Source organism: Novosphingobium sp. HNCC26DJ243, assembly GCF_057180545.1.
The window spans coordinates 126,456-140,789 of the sequence record NZ_JBXUGN010000007.1; the positions used below are offsets into that span (position 1 = coordinate 126,456).

General features: G+C 63.7%; 16 protein-coding genes. 4 read left to right on the plus strand and 12 right to left on the minus strand.

The annotated features are described in order from the left end of the window. Positions 1-23: 23 nt before the first annotated feature. Both AC2A04_RS16960 and AC2A04_RS16965 read left to right on the plus strand, forming a co-directional pair. Positions 24-911 (plus strand): DUF3034 family protein, encoded by an 888-nt coding sequence (locus AC2A04_RS16960; RefSeq protein ID WP_484213545.1) that lies wholly within the window; start codon positions 24-26, stop codon positions 909-911. Between the two features lie 11 nt (positions 912-922). Next, the gene (locus tag AC2A04_RS16965) at positions 923-1,474 is read left to right on the plus strand and encodes a group I truncated hemoglobin (RefSeq protein ID WP_484213546.1); all 552 of its coding nucleotides are present in this window, start codon (positions 923-925) and stop codon (positions 1,472-1,474) included. Positions 1,475-1,648: 174 nt separating this feature from the next. On the opposite strand, the gene AC2A04_RS16970 is transcribed toward AC2A04_RS16965, so the two are convergent. The 4 genes from AC2A04_RS16970 to AC2A04_RS16985 all read right to left on the minus strand — a co-directional run bounded on the left by AC2A04_RS16970 (position 1,649) and on the right by AC2A04_RS16985 (position 3,373). Continuing rightward, positions 1,649-2,056: a GFA family protein gene (locus tag AC2A04_RS16970; protein WP_484213547.1), complete on the minus strand. Its 408-nt coding sequence runs from the start codon at positions 2,054-2,056 to the stop codon at positions 1,649-1,651. A 196-nt stretch (positions 2,057-2,252) separates the two neighbouring features. Beyond that, on the minus strand, positions 2,253-2,555 hold the full coding sequence (locus AC2A04_RS16975) for a HigA family addiction module antitoxin (protein WP_484213548.1): 303 nt from the start codon (positions 2,553-2,555) through the stop codon (positions 2,253-2,255). Continuing rightward, a complete protein-coding gene (locus AC2A04_RS16980; RefSeq protein WP_484213549.1) occupies positions 2,545-2,835 on the minus strand; it encodes a type II toxin-antitoxin system RelE/ParE family toxin in 291 nt (96 codons plus the stop codon). Before AC2A04_RS16980 ends, AC2A04_RS16975 begins: the two co-directional genes overlap by 11 nt. A 199-nt stretch (positions 2,836-3,034) precedes the next feature. Continuing rightward, the gene (locus tag AC2A04_RS16985) at positions 3,035-3,373 is read right to left on the minus strand and encodes a hypothetical protein (protein WP_484213550.1); all 339 of its coding nucleotides are present in this window, start codon (positions 3,371-3,373) and stop codon (positions 3,035-3,037) included. A gap of 92 nt (positions 3,374-3,465) precedes the next feature. On the opposite strand from AC2A04_RS16985, the gene AC2A04_RS16990 reads away from it, so the two are divergent. Continuing rightward, on the plus strand, positions 3,466-3,954 hold the full coding sequence (locus tag AC2A04_RS16990; protein ID WP_484213551.1) for a hypothetical protein: 489 nt from the start codon (positions 3,466-3,468) through the stop codon (positions 3,952-3,954). Here the strand turns inward: AC2A04_RS16990 and AC2A04_RS16995 are convergent. The 5 genes from AC2A04_RS16995 to AC2A04_RS17015 all read right to left on the minus strand — a co-directional run bounded on the left by AC2A04_RS16995 (position 3,948) and on the right by AC2A04_RS17015 (position 8,618). Then, positions 3,948-4,181, minus strand: coding sequence for a hypothetical protein (locus tag AC2A04_RS16995; protein ID WP_484213552.1), 234 nt, complete (start codon positions 4,179-4,181; stop codon positions 3,948-3,950). The two genes, AC2A04_RS16990 and AC2A04_RS16995, sit on opposite strands and share 7 nt — an antisense overlap. 23 nt (positions 4,182-4,204) lie before the next feature. Further along, positions 4,205-4,810 carry a DUF6927 domain-containing protein gene (locus AC2A04_RS17000; RefSeq protein ID WP_484213553.1) on the minus strand — a complete coding sequence of 202 codons (606 nt, stop codon included), beginning with the start codon at positions 4,808-4,810 and terminating at the stop codon, positions 4,205-4,207. A gap of 11 nt (positions 4,811-4,821) precedes the next feature. Continuing rightward, complete coding sequence (locus tag AC2A04_RS17005; protein ID WP_484213554.1) at positions 4,822-5,478, minus strand: hypothetical protein; 657 nt, start codon at positions 5,476-5,478, stop codon at positions 4,822-4,824. Between the two features lie 102 nt (positions 5,479-5,580). After that, positions 5,581-6,480 (minus strand): ArdC family protein, encoded by a 900-nt coding sequence (locus tag AC2A04_RS17010; RefSeq protein ID WP_484213555.1) that lies wholly within the window; start codon positions 6,478-6,480, stop codon positions 5,581-5,583. 86 nt (positions 6,481-6,566) lie between these two features. Further along, positions 6,567-8,618, minus strand: coding sequence for a ParB/RepB/Spo0J family partition protein (locus AC2A04_RS17015; protein ID WP_484213556.1), 2,052 nt, complete (start codon positions 8,616-8,618; stop codon positions 6,567-6,569). Positions 8,619-8,875: 257 nt separating this feature from the next. Here AC2A04_RS17015 and AC2A04_RS17020 point away from each other — a divergent pair, with 257 nt between their 5' ends. After that, positions 8,876-9,334, plus strand: coding sequence for a helix-turn-helix domain-containing protein (locus AC2A04_RS17020; protein WP_484213557.1), 459 nt, complete (start codon positions 8,876-8,878; stop codon positions 9,332-9,334). A gap of 19 nt (positions 9,335-9,353) precedes the next feature. Here the strand turns inward: AC2A04_RS17020 and AC2A04_RS17025 are convergent, their stop codons facing one another. Genes AC2A04_RS17025 through AC2A04_RS17035 form a run of 3 tightly spaced genes read right to left on the minus strand, consistent with a single transcriptional unit; the run spans position 9,354 to position 14,283 of the window. Continuing rightward, the gene (locus AC2A04_RS17025) at positions 9,354-9,740 is read right to left on the minus strand and encodes a type II toxin-antitoxin system VapC family toxin (protein ID WP_484213558.1); all 387 of its coding nucleotides are present in this window, start codon (positions 9,738-9,740) and stop codon (positions 9,354-9,356) included. A 3-nt stretch (positions 9,741-9,743) separates the two neighbouring features. Further along, positions 9,744-9,983 carry a type II toxin-antitoxin system Phd/YefM family antitoxin gene (locus AC2A04_RS17030; protein WP_484213559.1) on the minus strand — a complete coding sequence of 80 codons (240 nt, stop codon included), beginning with the start codon at positions 9,981-9,983 and terminating at the stop codon, positions 9,744-9,746. 22 nt (positions 9,984-10,005) lie between these two features. Continuing rightward, positions 10,006-14,283, minus strand: coding sequence for a strawberry notch-like NTP hydrolase domain-containing protein (locus AC2A04_RS17035; RefSeq protein ID WP_484213560.1), 4,278 nt, complete (start codon positions 14,281-14,283; stop codon positions 10,006-10,008). Between the last annotated feature and the right edge of the window lie 51 nt (positions 14,284-14,334).

Here is a 14,334-nt window from a genome sequence, read left to right on the forward strand (position 1 = left end):
GAGATCTTGGTTAACAGCGGCGCGTGACCAAGTATCGACTCTTCATCACGATGGCATTGACGCAGGCGGCGCTCGGGTTCGCCGCCCCATGCTCCGCGCGCGAGGCCATCGCGTTCGACAGCGGCAAGCTGATCCTGACCAATGGTATCACCACGATCGAAGGGAGTGGTGGCGGCGGCCTCGCCACTTGGGCGACGATCTCCGGCATGGGAACGGACCGCTCGGCTGGCGTTTCGGCGCATGTGAGCGGGCTCGAACTGCCTGACTTCCGCCTCGACACCCACGGACTTGCCATCGGCATCGGCGACCGGGTGGAGCTCGCCTATGCACGGCAGAACTTCAACACGCGGAACGTCGGCGCAGCGCTGGGGCTGGGCAAGGGCTTCCAGTTCAACCAGGACATCTTTTCCGCGAAAGTGCGGCTTGCGGGTGACCTCATTTATGGTCCCGAATTCCTCCCGCAGATCAGCGTCAGCGTTGAGCACAAGCGAAACCTGGATGGCGCAGTGGTGCGGGCCGTCGGGGCGCAGGCCTCAACCGGAACGGACTTAACCGTAAGCGCGACCAAGCTCTTCCTTGGCGCGAGTGTGCTCGTCAATGCGACGGCACGGCTGACCAAGGCCAACCAGTTCGGGCTTCTGGGTTTCGGCGGCGACAATCAGTCTGGACGGAGCGTGCAGTTCGAAGGCTCGCTGGGATATCTGGTGACACCGCGGCTGGTGATCGGCGGCGAATGGCGCACGCGGCCCGACAACCTGGGCATCGCGCGCGAAGACGACGCCAAGGATCTTTTCGCCGCCTGGGCAGTGGGCCGGCACGCTACCGTGACTGCGGCCTATGTCGACGTAGGGTCGGTTGCGACGTTCGCAAAACAGAGGGGCGGGCTGCTTTCACTGCAGCTCGCCTATTGAAAGGGCTGACGATGTCGCTTTTCCTGCCCCTGCTGCTGGCGACTGCGCCTCTGCCCGAACCACCTGCTCCGACCGACACTGAAGCTGCGGTCGACTGGGACAAGGAATTTGGCGTGGTCCGCAAGCAACGCGATCCGGTGACCGGTGAAATTCCGCTTGATCCTTATCTCCATGCTGATGCCAATGCCGGAGCACGCCCGTTCAGCGGCGAGAGCATGGCGCGCGCCTTTGGCGGGCAAACCGGCATCCGCCGCATCACCGATCGCACACTCGATCTCAGCTTTGCGGATCCGCGCATCAAGGCGATTTTCGCCGAGCACGACATGGTCCGGCTGCGGCGCACCCTGTTCGAGCAGTTCTGTTATATCCTTAACGCTGGATGTGCCTATTCCGGGCGGGACATGAAGACTGCGCACAAGGGCCTGGGTACGACACGGGCCGATCTCAATGCGCTGGTTGAGCATTTGCAGCAGGCCATGCGCGAGGCAGGAGTTTCGTTTCCGGCTCAGAACCGGCTGCTGGCGAAGCTGGCACCTATGGACCGGACAGTGACAGAGCGCTGACTGCGCTTTGCAACGCCTGCTCTCGCCGAAAGCCGCCTTTCAAGCTGTGCGCCATGAACGGCAGGAATGTCCCAGACCAGGTTTTTCCGCCGTTGCTGAGGCGGGCTGAACGAAGGGCGGGAATCGATCACGCTGGATCGGACCGCGAACGTCCGGGTTCAAGGCGGGGTCCGACTAGCTCGGAAATGTCTCGATCATCGGCAGGCTCTCTAGGTCTTCGTCCCAAGTGGCGCGATCAGCAACAAGGATGTGAGCATTCGGCCGAAGCTCAATCGTGTCGTCGAGACTGCCCGCTGGCACGACTAACATGCCCACACCGTCTTGCACCCGCGGGAGTGACGACCCGCAGGTACCACAAAAGCTCTTCTCGTGGCGCGTGTGAGGAAGGCGATAGATCCTTACCGATCTTTCTCCCGCAAGCCATTCGAGCCGCGCCGTTGAGGAGAATAGGTTAGCTCCATGAGCCGATCCCGTGTCCTTGCGGCAGCGTCCGCAACGGCACAGGAAGAAGCTCTCGAACGCGCCTACGATGCGGAAGCGGACAGCGCCGCACAGGCAAGAGCCTTCGGTAGATTGGGTCATGGTCCAAGCCTAGCGCACCTCGTTCTGCGGCGCCGCGCTATTGGTGTCAGGGCCTGAACTGTTGGAAAGCAGGCAATGATCGGGCAACTTACTACTCCTTGGCGCTGAAACGCTGGAGCCGCATAGGGGTGCGCGAGGGCGCACGTACGGATGACCGCACCGTTCTTTGGGTTCAATCGGCAGCTACCAAGGCGGATCAGGCTGCCTTTGCAAACCTTCCTACCTTAATCTCGCCTTCATGTTCGCGTGCCTGCGCAAGCTCATAGGTCGTCTGCATCCGCAACAGCGTATCGGCCTTTACTCCAAAGGCCTTCTCGAAACGGATTGCCATATCGGCGGAAAGCGAGGCATTGCCGTTGAGTAAGGTGCTCAAGGCCTGCCGCGATACGCTGAAGTGCTCGGCCAGGGCGGTAACGCTGACCTGCGCGGGCTCGACGATTTCCGACTTCAGCCAGTCGCCCACATGGACGGCGAGCGAGGGGTGCATCCTAAGCGCCATGACAGTCCTCCAAATCCAGATCGATCAGTGCATCCTGCTCATCCACGCCAAAAGTCATGCGCCAGTTTCGCGTCACGGTCATTGACCAGGTGCCCTTCCGGTCGCCGGTCAGTTCATGCAGTCCAAAGTTTGGCGGGACCGCCAATTCTGCAAAACTTTCGGCAGCGTCGATGTAAGCAAGCATCTTGCGCAGCCGCCCCAAATCACCGACCAGCCCCTTGGCATTGCCAGTTTCAAAGAAGCGCCGCAGCCCTCTGTGCCGGATGCTCTCGATTTCCATGCGCCACTCATAATGCAAACATCGCTGAACGTCAAGTGTCGCGCGACACTTGACTAAGGATCCGCGTCAGCAATTCCCATCTTCCCAGACGGCCATGTTGGCTACTGGAGAAGCACAATGGGACATTCCGATCTTGACCCCGCCGTGCGCGAACGGCGCCCTTGGAATGCGGGGCAAAATGTGAGCCCGAAACGCCCGCTCAGACCGCGCGATATTGGGGCAATCCGGTTTTACCTCGACGAACACAAGCGACTGCGAGACCGAAGTCACGCTCGCCGTGAGGGTCATTGCTGGGATCGATAGGGGTTTCGTTTATGAGCCTGCGCTGCGCAGCCTGGTCCAACAACAGGCTGGCTTGCCGGGTGCCTGCGTCCACGGCGTCGCCAGCAAGGAAGTCGGCCAGCGCCCGCGTGAACACTGTGCGCGAAGTAGGCAGCGAACCTGCGCGGGCCGCGTCGTTGAGCAGGGCGATCTCGACAGTGTGGTCAGCAGCAACCGGGACGGATGGGGCAGGTGGGTCATGGGTTGTTCCTTTCAAGATTGATCCCCCGCCGCGTGCCCCCTCCCCTCCGCTATCCGGTTGACGGGGTCTGAACGTTCACGCTACGTTCTCTTGGAAAGGATTACGCGATGCCCGCTCCCAGTCACCTCGACCACTTCGATCTCGACATCGGCCTGCGTGATGCGTCGTGCGACGAGAACCTGCCGCCGGTGCGCCGGGCGATCTCGGCACTGTGCATCGGGGTCGGCGTAGACGATGCCTATCTGTCGGTCCGGGAACTGCGCGAGGCAGTGTCGCTGGTGCATGAAAACGCCCCCGGCGGACGGGCGAAGCTCGCCGGAATCCTCAGCACCCAGTGCGACGATTTCCAGCGGGCGATCTACTACTGTCTCGCAGGGCGCGGCGTGGTCGAGATGGCGGAGGCGATGGACTGGCTGCTGACCATCCTCAAGGTGCGTGGCCGCACCGCGGCCTGGCTCAGCCGCATGCGGGTGCGGCGCAAGGACCTCGTTTCGCCCTATGTCAGCGAAGCGCCTGACGGGCCGCTCGTATCGGCCAGCCCGGATTTCGAGCTCGGGCAATCGTGGTTCGTCGAGCGCGGTCCAGGCCCCTACTGATCGTTCGGTTGGTCATCGTTGCAGGTGACAACCCGCGAGACGGTGCGCCCCGGCGCCGCCTTGCTCGCCAGCACCACGCGGAAGGGCTGCAGCGGGTTGCCAGTCTTGACCACGGCGGTGTCGCCCTGGACGTGCTCGGCTACCCTGGTGGCGATCCGGTTGGCGTTCTCGATACTGCACAGACGCGCCCGTTTGGACGAGCGCTGAAGTGGGGCGGAGTCGGTCATGGCGCTGCTCGCTTGGGTGCAGGTCACGAGGTTGGCGGGGCTGCGGGCGGCGTCACGATTGTCCACGCCCGGCTCATCAGTTTGCTGATCTTCACCCCGACCCCGTCGCTCACCCGGCGCAGGATGGTCTTGCGGCCCGACTGGACGACGCGGAAGCTGCGCTCGCTCTGCCCGTCGGTGAAGGTCAGCGGCTCGGCCAGCACCAGCATGTCGCCCGGCGCCGGCTTGCGGCGCGTAGACAGCGCCAAGCGCTGTCGGCACTGCTCGCGCCACTGGGCGGCGTATTCGTTGCCGGGCGGCCCCAGCAGATCGAGGATCGATGCGGGGCAATCGTAATTGTACGGCCCCATCGTTTCGGTGAGATCCTTGTACCCGAACACTTCACCGCTGCGCGCGCCGGGGTTCCATTTGACCAGGCAGATGATCGCGAATGTCTCGCGCGGGGCTTCAAAGTCATAGCTCTGGCAGGCGGCGTAGTAAGCGCCTGAGCGAACGGTGGATTTCAGGACACGCAGGCCGGTTTCCCGGCCCTTCTCGGGGTCCGGCGGGTATGTGCACTGGTTGTCGAGATAGGCCTTCGGCGTGGCAAACGGGGCCATGCCGCCGCGGGACATGAACAGCCAACCCATGGGCTTGTCTCCTAGACGAGCGCCTGTTGGCGCGGATTGATGGAAAGGCCGGTCTCGCGAACGACGAGCGCGCGGAAACTGAGCGGCGCGGCGAGGACGGCGATGTCGCAGAAGTGGTTCCGGTCGCCCAGGTAGTCCTGGCGGCCCTTGCAGCGGCGGAACATGACCTCGCGGCCCGGGCGAACGCAGGGTATCGAGACCTGGACGTAGATCTCGTCGCCGTGGAGCGTGATCTCGCCCGAGACTGCGGGACCGGCGAAGTTGCTGCGCAGATCAAACTGGTCGGGCTCAAGCCCAAGGTGGCGCGCTGCCACCCGGAGCGCCGAGCGGGCTTCGCGGTGAAAGGCGCGCTTGGCTTCAGGATCGTAACCGATGCCCCGCCGTGCCAGCGCCACGAGCGCAGGCTTCGATTTCAGCTCGTCGATCTTGGCGAGGCACTGTCGGCGCAGCGGCAGATCTTCGGCAAAGGTTTCATCGGGCGCATGGCCGAGCGCGATGCGGCCGACGTGGCGCGCAAGCAGGATGGTCGCGGGATCGCGTGCCGGGTCAATCCCTGCGTTGCGCGCGTCCTGCATCGCGTCGACGACGGCCTGGGTCGCCGTGGCAATGGTCGCGAGCCCATCGGGCTGCAGGGCCCGGCGATAGCGGAAGTCGAGATCGTAGTTCATCGGTGAAGTCTCCCTTTGCGCCTCCTGGCGCATCGGGCTCCCACCCCCTCCCCTTCCCGTTCGTCATGCGAGCGGGCCCGGGCCATCGCACTGCGGGCGCCGTCAGGCCGCCTCCTTGAGATCGCCCGCGAGCGCTGGATCGAACTGGCGCAGCCACTTGACCGCCTGCTCGGCCTTGGCGGCTGCGTGGAGGATCGCGGTCTTGTCCCCGCGCAGGATCTTCATCCAGTGGTGGATGTAGGACGCGTGGCTGTCGTGAATCTCATTGGGGAGACCGTACTCAGCGCAGAGTGTGGCTTGGCATAGCGACGCGACGATTTCCTCGAACGCATAAGCGTCGTCACCAAACCGCTTACCGAATTGGCGATTGAGCCGCTTGGCCGATCCCGTGGCGTGGCCGAGTTCGTGACAACGAGTCGAGAAATAAGCCTCGATCGAATGGAACGCCTGTGGCGGCGGGAGCGTCACCGTGTCGGTACTCGGCGTGTAATGCGCGCTGTAGCCGCCGTGGACCACGCGGATCGGAATCTCGTTGAGGAATGCCTGCACCCCGGCCGAAAGTGCGCCAATCGCCTTGGGGTCGGGCGGCTCGGGATAGTAGTGCGCCGGCAATCCCTCGATCTGCGAGGCGTTGAAGACGTGGTTCCACTTCATGAAGCGGATCGTCTTCTCCGTCGTCTCACCGGTCTGGCGATCGGTGTCGGTCTTGCGCGCCGAACTGTAGAATACGCTGAACGAACCACTCTCGCCCTTGCGGACATGGGCGCCGAGTTCGAGCGCCTGTCGGAAGGTCATCCAGTAGGGGCTGGCGTAACCCCGGCTCTCGGCGACCGCCCAGAGGAAGAAGGTGTTTATCCCTGAATAGGGGACACCATTGTGGCGCAGCGGCCGCGTGCTGGTTGAAGACCAGGGTTTAAGCCACGGGGCCGTACCGGCGGCGATCTTCTCGAGGATCAGGTCGGTTATGACCTGCGCAACGTCTGGTTTGGGTTGGCGGGTCATTTATGTCGCCTCAAGCTTGCACGGCATCGCAGCCCGTCCAGCAAGATGCGCTGGACGGACTGCGGTCCCGCTTTCAGCGGTGTGGATCAGGCGCCGACGGTTTCGCCGGCTTCGGCGTCCTGCGGTTCGGCAGGGTCCAGCTCGTCGGCTTCGGCTTCCGGTTCGTGCGCAACCGGCGCTTCCTCATCGGGCTCGCTCGCGGCAAGCACCCGGAAGCGCATGGCCTCGGGAACCCAGGCGAGCGCAGCTTGCCTAACCTCAGGCGCAACGATGGTCTCACCGGCGAACAGCTTCTCGCATGAGGCCGAGAGGTCGCCCTTCTTCGAGCCCATGAAGCTCGCCGCCATGGTCGGTCCGCCGACCTCGCTGACATGGGCGAGCAGCGCCTGCTTGCTCACGCGGTCGAAGTAGTTGGCCGAGGTTGGCCGCCAGTGGCTGGCGACGTTGATCCCCATCAGCGCGGCGAGGTGATCGTGCAGGTCGATCGGCTCAGGACCGGACTGACCGGTCTTCTTGTCGATGCCCATGCTTGCCTCGAGCGTCTTCGCCATACACCAGGCGAGCCAGCTTGCCTTGGCATCGTCGTCGAGCGCGCTGAACGCGGAGAACCGGTCGACCGTGCGGCGGTGCTCGGTCCACGACAAGTCGAGCGTCTCGCGCATATCGGCCATCAACGTGTGCGCCGGGCTTTCAGGGTAGTTGGCCAGGTAGAGCGAGGGCGACGGGGCGCGGAGCGTCGTGCCCAAGGCCTGCGCACTGTAGAGCGCGCGAGAGTCGGCAATGGCGAAGATCAGGTAGTCGAGCGCAGTCGCCGGGTTGGACGCGAGGTTGATCGCCAGAATGTCGCGGCGCTGTACAGCGAGCTCTTCGACCAGCTTCTGCGACAACGGCTTGGGGGCCGGAGCGGCGCTACCGCCCTCCCCTGCTCCGCCGGCACCCTCGCCCGCGTCGGACCCGCGGGCCTTGCGGCGTTCGAGCGGCTTGTCGCTGTAAAGGCCGCTTGCGAGGGTGGGCTGACCGTCGGCACCGATGATCACGAAGCAGCCGACATTCGCCTTCATCTCTTCTGGTATCACCGGGGGCTTGTCGTGGAGCGCATCGTAGGCGCTGCTCGCGGCATCCCAGCGTGCCTGGAACTCGGCGGCGGCGGCTTCGTCATCCTCGTCGAGGGTTTCGCTTGTCGCTTCGAGCGCCGAGATCGTCTCGAGCAGCTTGTCAGCCTCGATCTGTTCGTCGTCGGTGAGCGGTGCCGGTTCGAGATGGACCTGGTGGAGGTCTTCGGTCGCGTTGTAGGTGACGCGGGTTTCGAGGATCGGGCGCACCCAGGCATAGCCGGAGGTTTGGGCGACCTCGGCCGCAAAGGCCTGGAGCTTCTCGCCGGCAATGCGCTGCGCGATCTCGGCATCGATCCAGGTCTCGCCGCCGTCCTCGGTGAATAGGTCGCGTTCGATCTTGCCGCCGGCGGCGAGGTATTCGGCTTCGCTCGCGAGCTTGGCCATGGGCGAAGACGAGCGGATGGCGCTGTGCGTGACCATGCGGCGGATGGAATCGGGGTTGTTGCCCTGCCAGCTGTTCGACAGCTCGTTCCAGACCATCATCTGGCGATCATGATTGGGCGTCGTCGCATAGGCCTTGGCGACATCGAGCGTGATCTTGCCTTCCTCGAGCGCGGTGAAGATCGGATCGGCGAGGTCAGCAAGCCGCAGGCGGCCTTCGATGAACCGGCGGGTACGGCCGAACCGCTTGGCGATCGCGTCAAGGTCACTGCCCTCGTTGACGAAGTGCTTGTAGGCGCGGATCTCGTCGGTCGGCGTCATGTCGAGCCGGATGACGTTCTCGATCAGCGATAGTTCGGACTGCTCGGCGGCATCGATGTCGAGGACGCGGCAGGCGACGGGGTGATCCTTGGGGAGCTTGCCCGCGCCGAGCAGATAGTTGAGTGCGCGCAGGCGACGTCCGCCCGCGGTCACATCGAACATGCCCCGCTTCTTGGCGGGCACGACGATCAGGTTCTGGAGGAGGCCCTTGGCCTCGATATTGGCGGCCAGTTCCTCGATGAAGAGGTTGCTGTCTTGTCTGCGGACGTTGGCATCGGACAAGCGCAGCTTGCCGAGCGGGATCAACTCGATATCGTTCATGGGGGTGCTCCTGAAAGCCGGACTTGGCCGAGCCCTTCGGCTCATCCCTTCCAGCCCCCCTCCCCTCACAGTTTCAGGATTGCCCGAATTCCCGGTCACGACCGCGCGTCCCAAGGGGGCCCGCTCGGCCCCATGAGGCATAAATGTCGGATTTATGCCTCACGGGGCCGGATCGTCCGCGGAACCCAGATTGCACAACTCGGTTGCGTTTATTGCGAATATGCGCCAGGGAACATCGCCATCAGCGGAGAGAAACGATGACACTGCCAGCCAATGCCTTGCCTTTTGGCAACAGGCTGCCCTCTGCCGATGATCGCCAGATCGCCAACCAGCTACGGCGGATCCTGGCCTCGCAGAAGGCCGGCGAAGCCAAACTGCACTCGACCGATCCCAAGACCAGGAAGCCGGTAGAAATCACGCTAACACCGGCGATGTCGGACTTGTTCCTCGAGTTGCTGCGTCACATCGGGAGCGGGGATGCCGTCACGCTCGTGCCGATCCATCATATGCTGACGACCCAGCAGGCAGCAGACCTGCTTAACATGTCCCGCCCTTACCTGATCAGGTTGATCGAGAAGGGTGACATCCCGCACAGCATGGTAGGACGGCATCGGCGGCTCAAGGCCGAGGACGTGTTCGCGTACAAGGCATCGCGCGACAAGTTTCGGTCGAAGGCGATGGACGAACTGATTTCGGACGGCTCGGACCAGTATTGATCCGACCCGAGCGGAACACTCAGATCTGTCGGATGGGTCCGGAGTACCGGCAGACTGTTTCGTCTGATGTGAGCAAGGTGATGCCCTCGACGATCGACTGCGCAATCAGCATTCTATCGAATGGATCCTTGTGAATCGGAGGCAGCTGGGAAATTGCAACGGCATGTTCGCTTGAAATGGCGAGCTCAATGTAACCGTTGTCGATCAATGCCCGGCGCAATACGCGTGCATCGACTGTGAAGTCTTCTCGCCCGAGCCCATTCTTGATCGCGATTTCCCAGAGGCTGGCAGCGCTGAAGACTAGTTCGTTGTTTTCATCGTCGATCAGCTTGCGGGCGGCAGGCGTCAATCGTTCCGGAAAGCCCGCCGCCCATAAGAGGACATGTGTATCCAGGAGAAATTTCATCGCTCAGGCTTCAAACAGCGCTTCAATTTCACCTTCGCGCATACGGTCGAAATCTTCCGGCACGCGCATTTCCCCTTTGAGAAACCCCAAGCGCTTGATCTTGGACGGTGCAACAGCGTCGATTGGCACCATTTTCGCGATCGGCTTGCCTGACCGGGCGATCACGACCGCATTCCCGCGCAGCACGCGCTCGAGCAAGCGCGACAAATGCGTCTTTGCTTCGTGAATGTTGACCGTTTCCATTTCCGATTACCTTAGCTAAGTTCTATGGACTAAGTCTATCATACCTGTTCCGGTCCGCAAGCTCCTTGCAACTTGCCTGTCCAATCAGGCTTGCGATGATCGCTTCGGCGCCGTCCAGCGGCACGAACACGCGCGTCTTGTAGGCGATGATCTCGGTGAAGCAGCCCTTGGCCTTGAGTTCGGGAATGCGCGCGGCTTCGGCATCGACGATCTCGATCCGTCGGGAACCGTTCACGCGGGCGGTGCGGATCGTAAGATTGAGGGGATGCGGCGCCTTCCACGTGCCTCCGCCAAGAATGCCGGCGGCGATCTTGGCGGGATCGGTCTGTGCCTTGCGGGAAACCCCGATCTTCTCGAGGGTCGCATCGACGTAGAGATCGTGGACATGACGGCCGAGCCAGGAAGCACCAGACTTGTCGACGATGCGATTGACCGTGAGGTCTTCCTTGGGAAGTGCGCCCCAGATCGGCAGCAGTAGACCGGTCGCGAGGTAGACGGTCTCCGTGACCAGTTGGCTTTCGTCTGCCGCATATTCCTCCTCCCACAGGGCACTGAACGTGGCCTTGGACACGGGCTCCCAGGCTGACTCGTCGAGGCGATCGGCGCGCAAGTACTCGCTGCGCAGCGGTCGAACGAGTTCGAAGCGCCGGATGGTATTGCCCTCTTCGTCCATGTGCGACGGTGCCGGGATCGCCAGGGCCACCTTCCCCGATTTGTCGTTGCGCAAGTACAGCGGCTTGTCCTCGTGGGACGCCAGCTTGAGCACGCGTTCGAGCGAGAGAACCTTGCGGCGCTGGGTAAGCGAGAGTTCGAGCAGGTGCGAGGTTGCACCGGTGACGGGGTCGGTCCGGATTACTGTGTCCGACAGAACTTGGCAGGCCTCGACCGAGATTGTCTCGACCCCGATGTCGAAAGTGCCTGCCTCCTTGGCCGCCGCGACGCGGGTTTCGACAAGGGTCAGGAATTCGTCGAAAATCGCGTTCTGGACGGCGATCTTCATGGCAAGAATGCGGTTGAGCCAGCGCTGGATCGGCGGCAGGTCTTCGCGCAGCACGCCATCTTGATCGGTCAGTTCGAGCCCACTCATCGCCTGGAATTCGGACAATCTCGTACTCTTGAGCTTTCCGGTGGCAAGCAGACCGTACCAGTCGTGCAGGGCATGCTTGGCGTAGATGCTCTCGAGGTTGTCGGAAGCATCGAACATCCCCTGCCCGCCGGTCTGGCGCTGACCGCGGGTCAGTGCGCCCAATGCATCGAGGCGCCGCGCGATCGTGCTCGTGAAGCGCGCCTCGCCCTTGCAGTCGGTGGTGACAGGGCGGAACAGCGGCGGGCAGGCCTGATGGGTCCGGTGGGTGCGTCCCAGCCCCTGGATCGCACGGTCCGCGCGCCATCCGGGCTCGAGCAGAAAATGGACCCGGCGCTGCTGGTTCCTGGCATCGAGACTGGCGTGATAGCTGCGGCCCGTGCCGCCCGCATCCGAGAACACGAGGATGCGCTTGGCCCCGGTCATGAACGCGGTGGTTTCGGCAAGATTGGTCCGAGACGAACGGCTTTCGAGCCGCTGCTGGCCCGAGCCATCACGGACCAGGCGTTTGCTGCGTCCCGTGACCTCGGCCACCGCGCTCACACCATAGTGTTCGAGCAGCGCGTCGAGCGCGGTCGGGATCGGCGGCATGGCACAGATGTGCTCGATAAGCCCAGCGCGCGCCGCCTCTGCCTGCGGGTTGTGGACGGGGTTGCCGGCTTCGTCCCACATCGGCCGCGAGCGGACATCGCCAAGTTCGTCGACGTATTCTTCCATCTGGCGGGTCGGGAAAGCGCGGGTGAGGTAGTCAACGATCGTTTCCCTGGGCGACAAGTCCAGTTCCAGCGCTTCGCGCTCGTCGGGATCAAGTTCGTTAAGCCGCCGGTTGAGGATCGATTCCGCCGTGGTGACGAGCTGGACCACCACACTTTCGTCGCTCGCGAGATGCCCGTCGATCTCGGGGTAGATCGAAGGAAGTTTCAGCGAGAGCAGCACCTGCGCGAAGAAGCGCTGCTTGGTGCCTTCGAACCTGCTGCGCGCCGCCGCCTTGGCGCCGCTGTTGAGTGTCTTGTTCTCGAGGCCATCGACGATCCCGGTGAGTTCGAGCGCGGCCTCAAGGTTCCGATGGATGATCGTCCAGGCCTCGCAATAGGTGTCGTAGATCGCAATCTGCTCGGGGGTTAGGTCATGGCGCAGGATATCGTACTCAATCCCTGCAAAGCTCAGCGCCCGGGCGAGGTACAGTCCTGACGCCTTGAGGTCGCGGGCCACCAGTTCCATCGCGGCAATGCCGCCATCGCGGATCTCGCTGATGAACTGCTCGCGGTTCGCAAACGCTGTCCCCGGCCCCCAAAGCCCGAGCCGGACCGCATAGGCGAGGTTGTTGACGTCCGATGCGCCTGTGGCCGAAGCGTAGAGCACCCGGGCGCGCGGCAGCGTATTCTGGAGCAGGACCCCGGCGATGCCCTGAAGCGAACCCTGCTTCTGCCCCAAGGCCCCTTCCCCACCCGCAACGCCGCCCATTTCGTGGGCTTCGTCGAAGACGATGACGCCTTCGAAGTCTTCGCCAGCCCAGCGGACAATCTGGTCGAGCCGGGTGTCCTCGACACGCGAGCTTCTGAGCGTGCCGTAGGGCACGAACAGGATGCCCTCGGGCGCTGTGATTTCCTCGCCGATCTTCCAGCGCGAGAGCTCAAGGATATCCGACGGCAGTCCTCCAATCGCTGTCCAGTCGCGCTGAGCGTCCTCGAGCAGGGGCGCGTTCTTCGAAATCCAGATGTGGCGGCGATTGCCTTTGAGCCACTGGTCGAGAATGCAGGCGGCGGCCTGCCTCCCCTTCCCCGCCCCGGTGCCATCGCCAAGGAAAAAGCCGGTACGGTAAAGCTGGCCGTCCGGGTCTTCCTTGAGCGCCACTTCGCTGGACGAATGGCTGAAACGGCCATGGAGATCGCGCGACCAGGCCTCGCCGGCATAGATCACGGTTTCGAGCTGGGCGGCGGATAGCAGTCTTGCCGTCACGGTCCGCTCGGGCAAAGAGGGCACGTAGCTGGGTTTCGGCGCGGCAATCGAAGCCATGGCGGCAGATTCGACGAGGTGCGTCGGGTGTTCGCCACCTTCCGCGATCACGACCCGCGAGGGCCGGTAATCGGCATAGACCCCGCGCTGCTCGCCCATCGCGGCAGGTTCGGCCAGTACCTCGTAGGCTACCGGGCGGACGTCATTGGCCAAAGTCCCTGGGACTGCCGCCCGCACGATCACCGGCCGGGCTGGACCGGTCTTCACCGAGCGGAACAGGCTGAGCTTGGGTCGGGGTGCAGCTGATTGTGTCGGGTCACGCAGTGGCGCTCGGAGCGGCAGCGTTGGCAGCGCAGCGAAGAGTTCGCCGACCGAACCGCGATTGATCGTGGACACGCCGATCTCGCCTGGCACCTTGTCGATCACCAGCACGCGAACGGCGATCCCGGTGCCGTGCTTGGCATAGCCGCCCTTGTCCAGACGGAGCGACAGGACGACCCGCGCGCCCTCGAGGGTGCGCCGGAAGGTTTCTTCGTACCTGGCCGAGGGTGAGAACCAGTCCGGCATGATCGCGACGATCCGGCCACCCGGCAGGAGGTGGTCGATGGCCGCACGCAGGTGCCGGGCCGCGGTGTTCGGGTCTTCTCCCCGCGATTGCGACACCGAGAACGGCGGGTTCATCAGGACGACGCTTGGCCGTTCAGATCCGGAGAGCAGCGCGCTGAGTTTCGCACCGTCGTGGCGGTAGACCTTTGTGTCCGGAAACACGGCCGCAAGCAGGTCGGCGCGCCTTGGCTCGAGTTCGTTGAGGATCAGGTCCCTGACCGCGCCCTTGGCAAGCGATGCGATGATCCCGGTGCCTGCGCTCGGTTCGAGCAACATGTCATCGCTCGAGAGCCGCGCCAGATGAACGGCCAGACGGGCCAGCGGCGGCGGCGTCGAGAATTGCTGGAACTGGATCTGGTCCTCGCTGCGTACCGTGTGGGTTGGCAGTTCGCGCGCTAGCGCCTCGAGCGTGCCGATCGCCGCGCCGACGTCCGTGCGGCCTACCAGCTCGGGAATGGCCAGGGAGAGCGCGACTTCCAGCGCTTCGAAACTGTCGCGCTGCTGCCACGCGCCTTCCGCGTCGCTGCCGCCTGCACTCTCGGTCATGGCCTGGCTCAGAGCGGCGCGGTCGATTGGAACAGCGAGGAGCAACTTGGCGGCAAGTGCGCGCGCAGCGCCGAGAATGGCGCTTGCGCGCGGGATTGTTGTGGTCATGCGGAGAACTCCTGGGCTCGTGCCGATCAGCGGCACGCCCGCTCCAGCCCC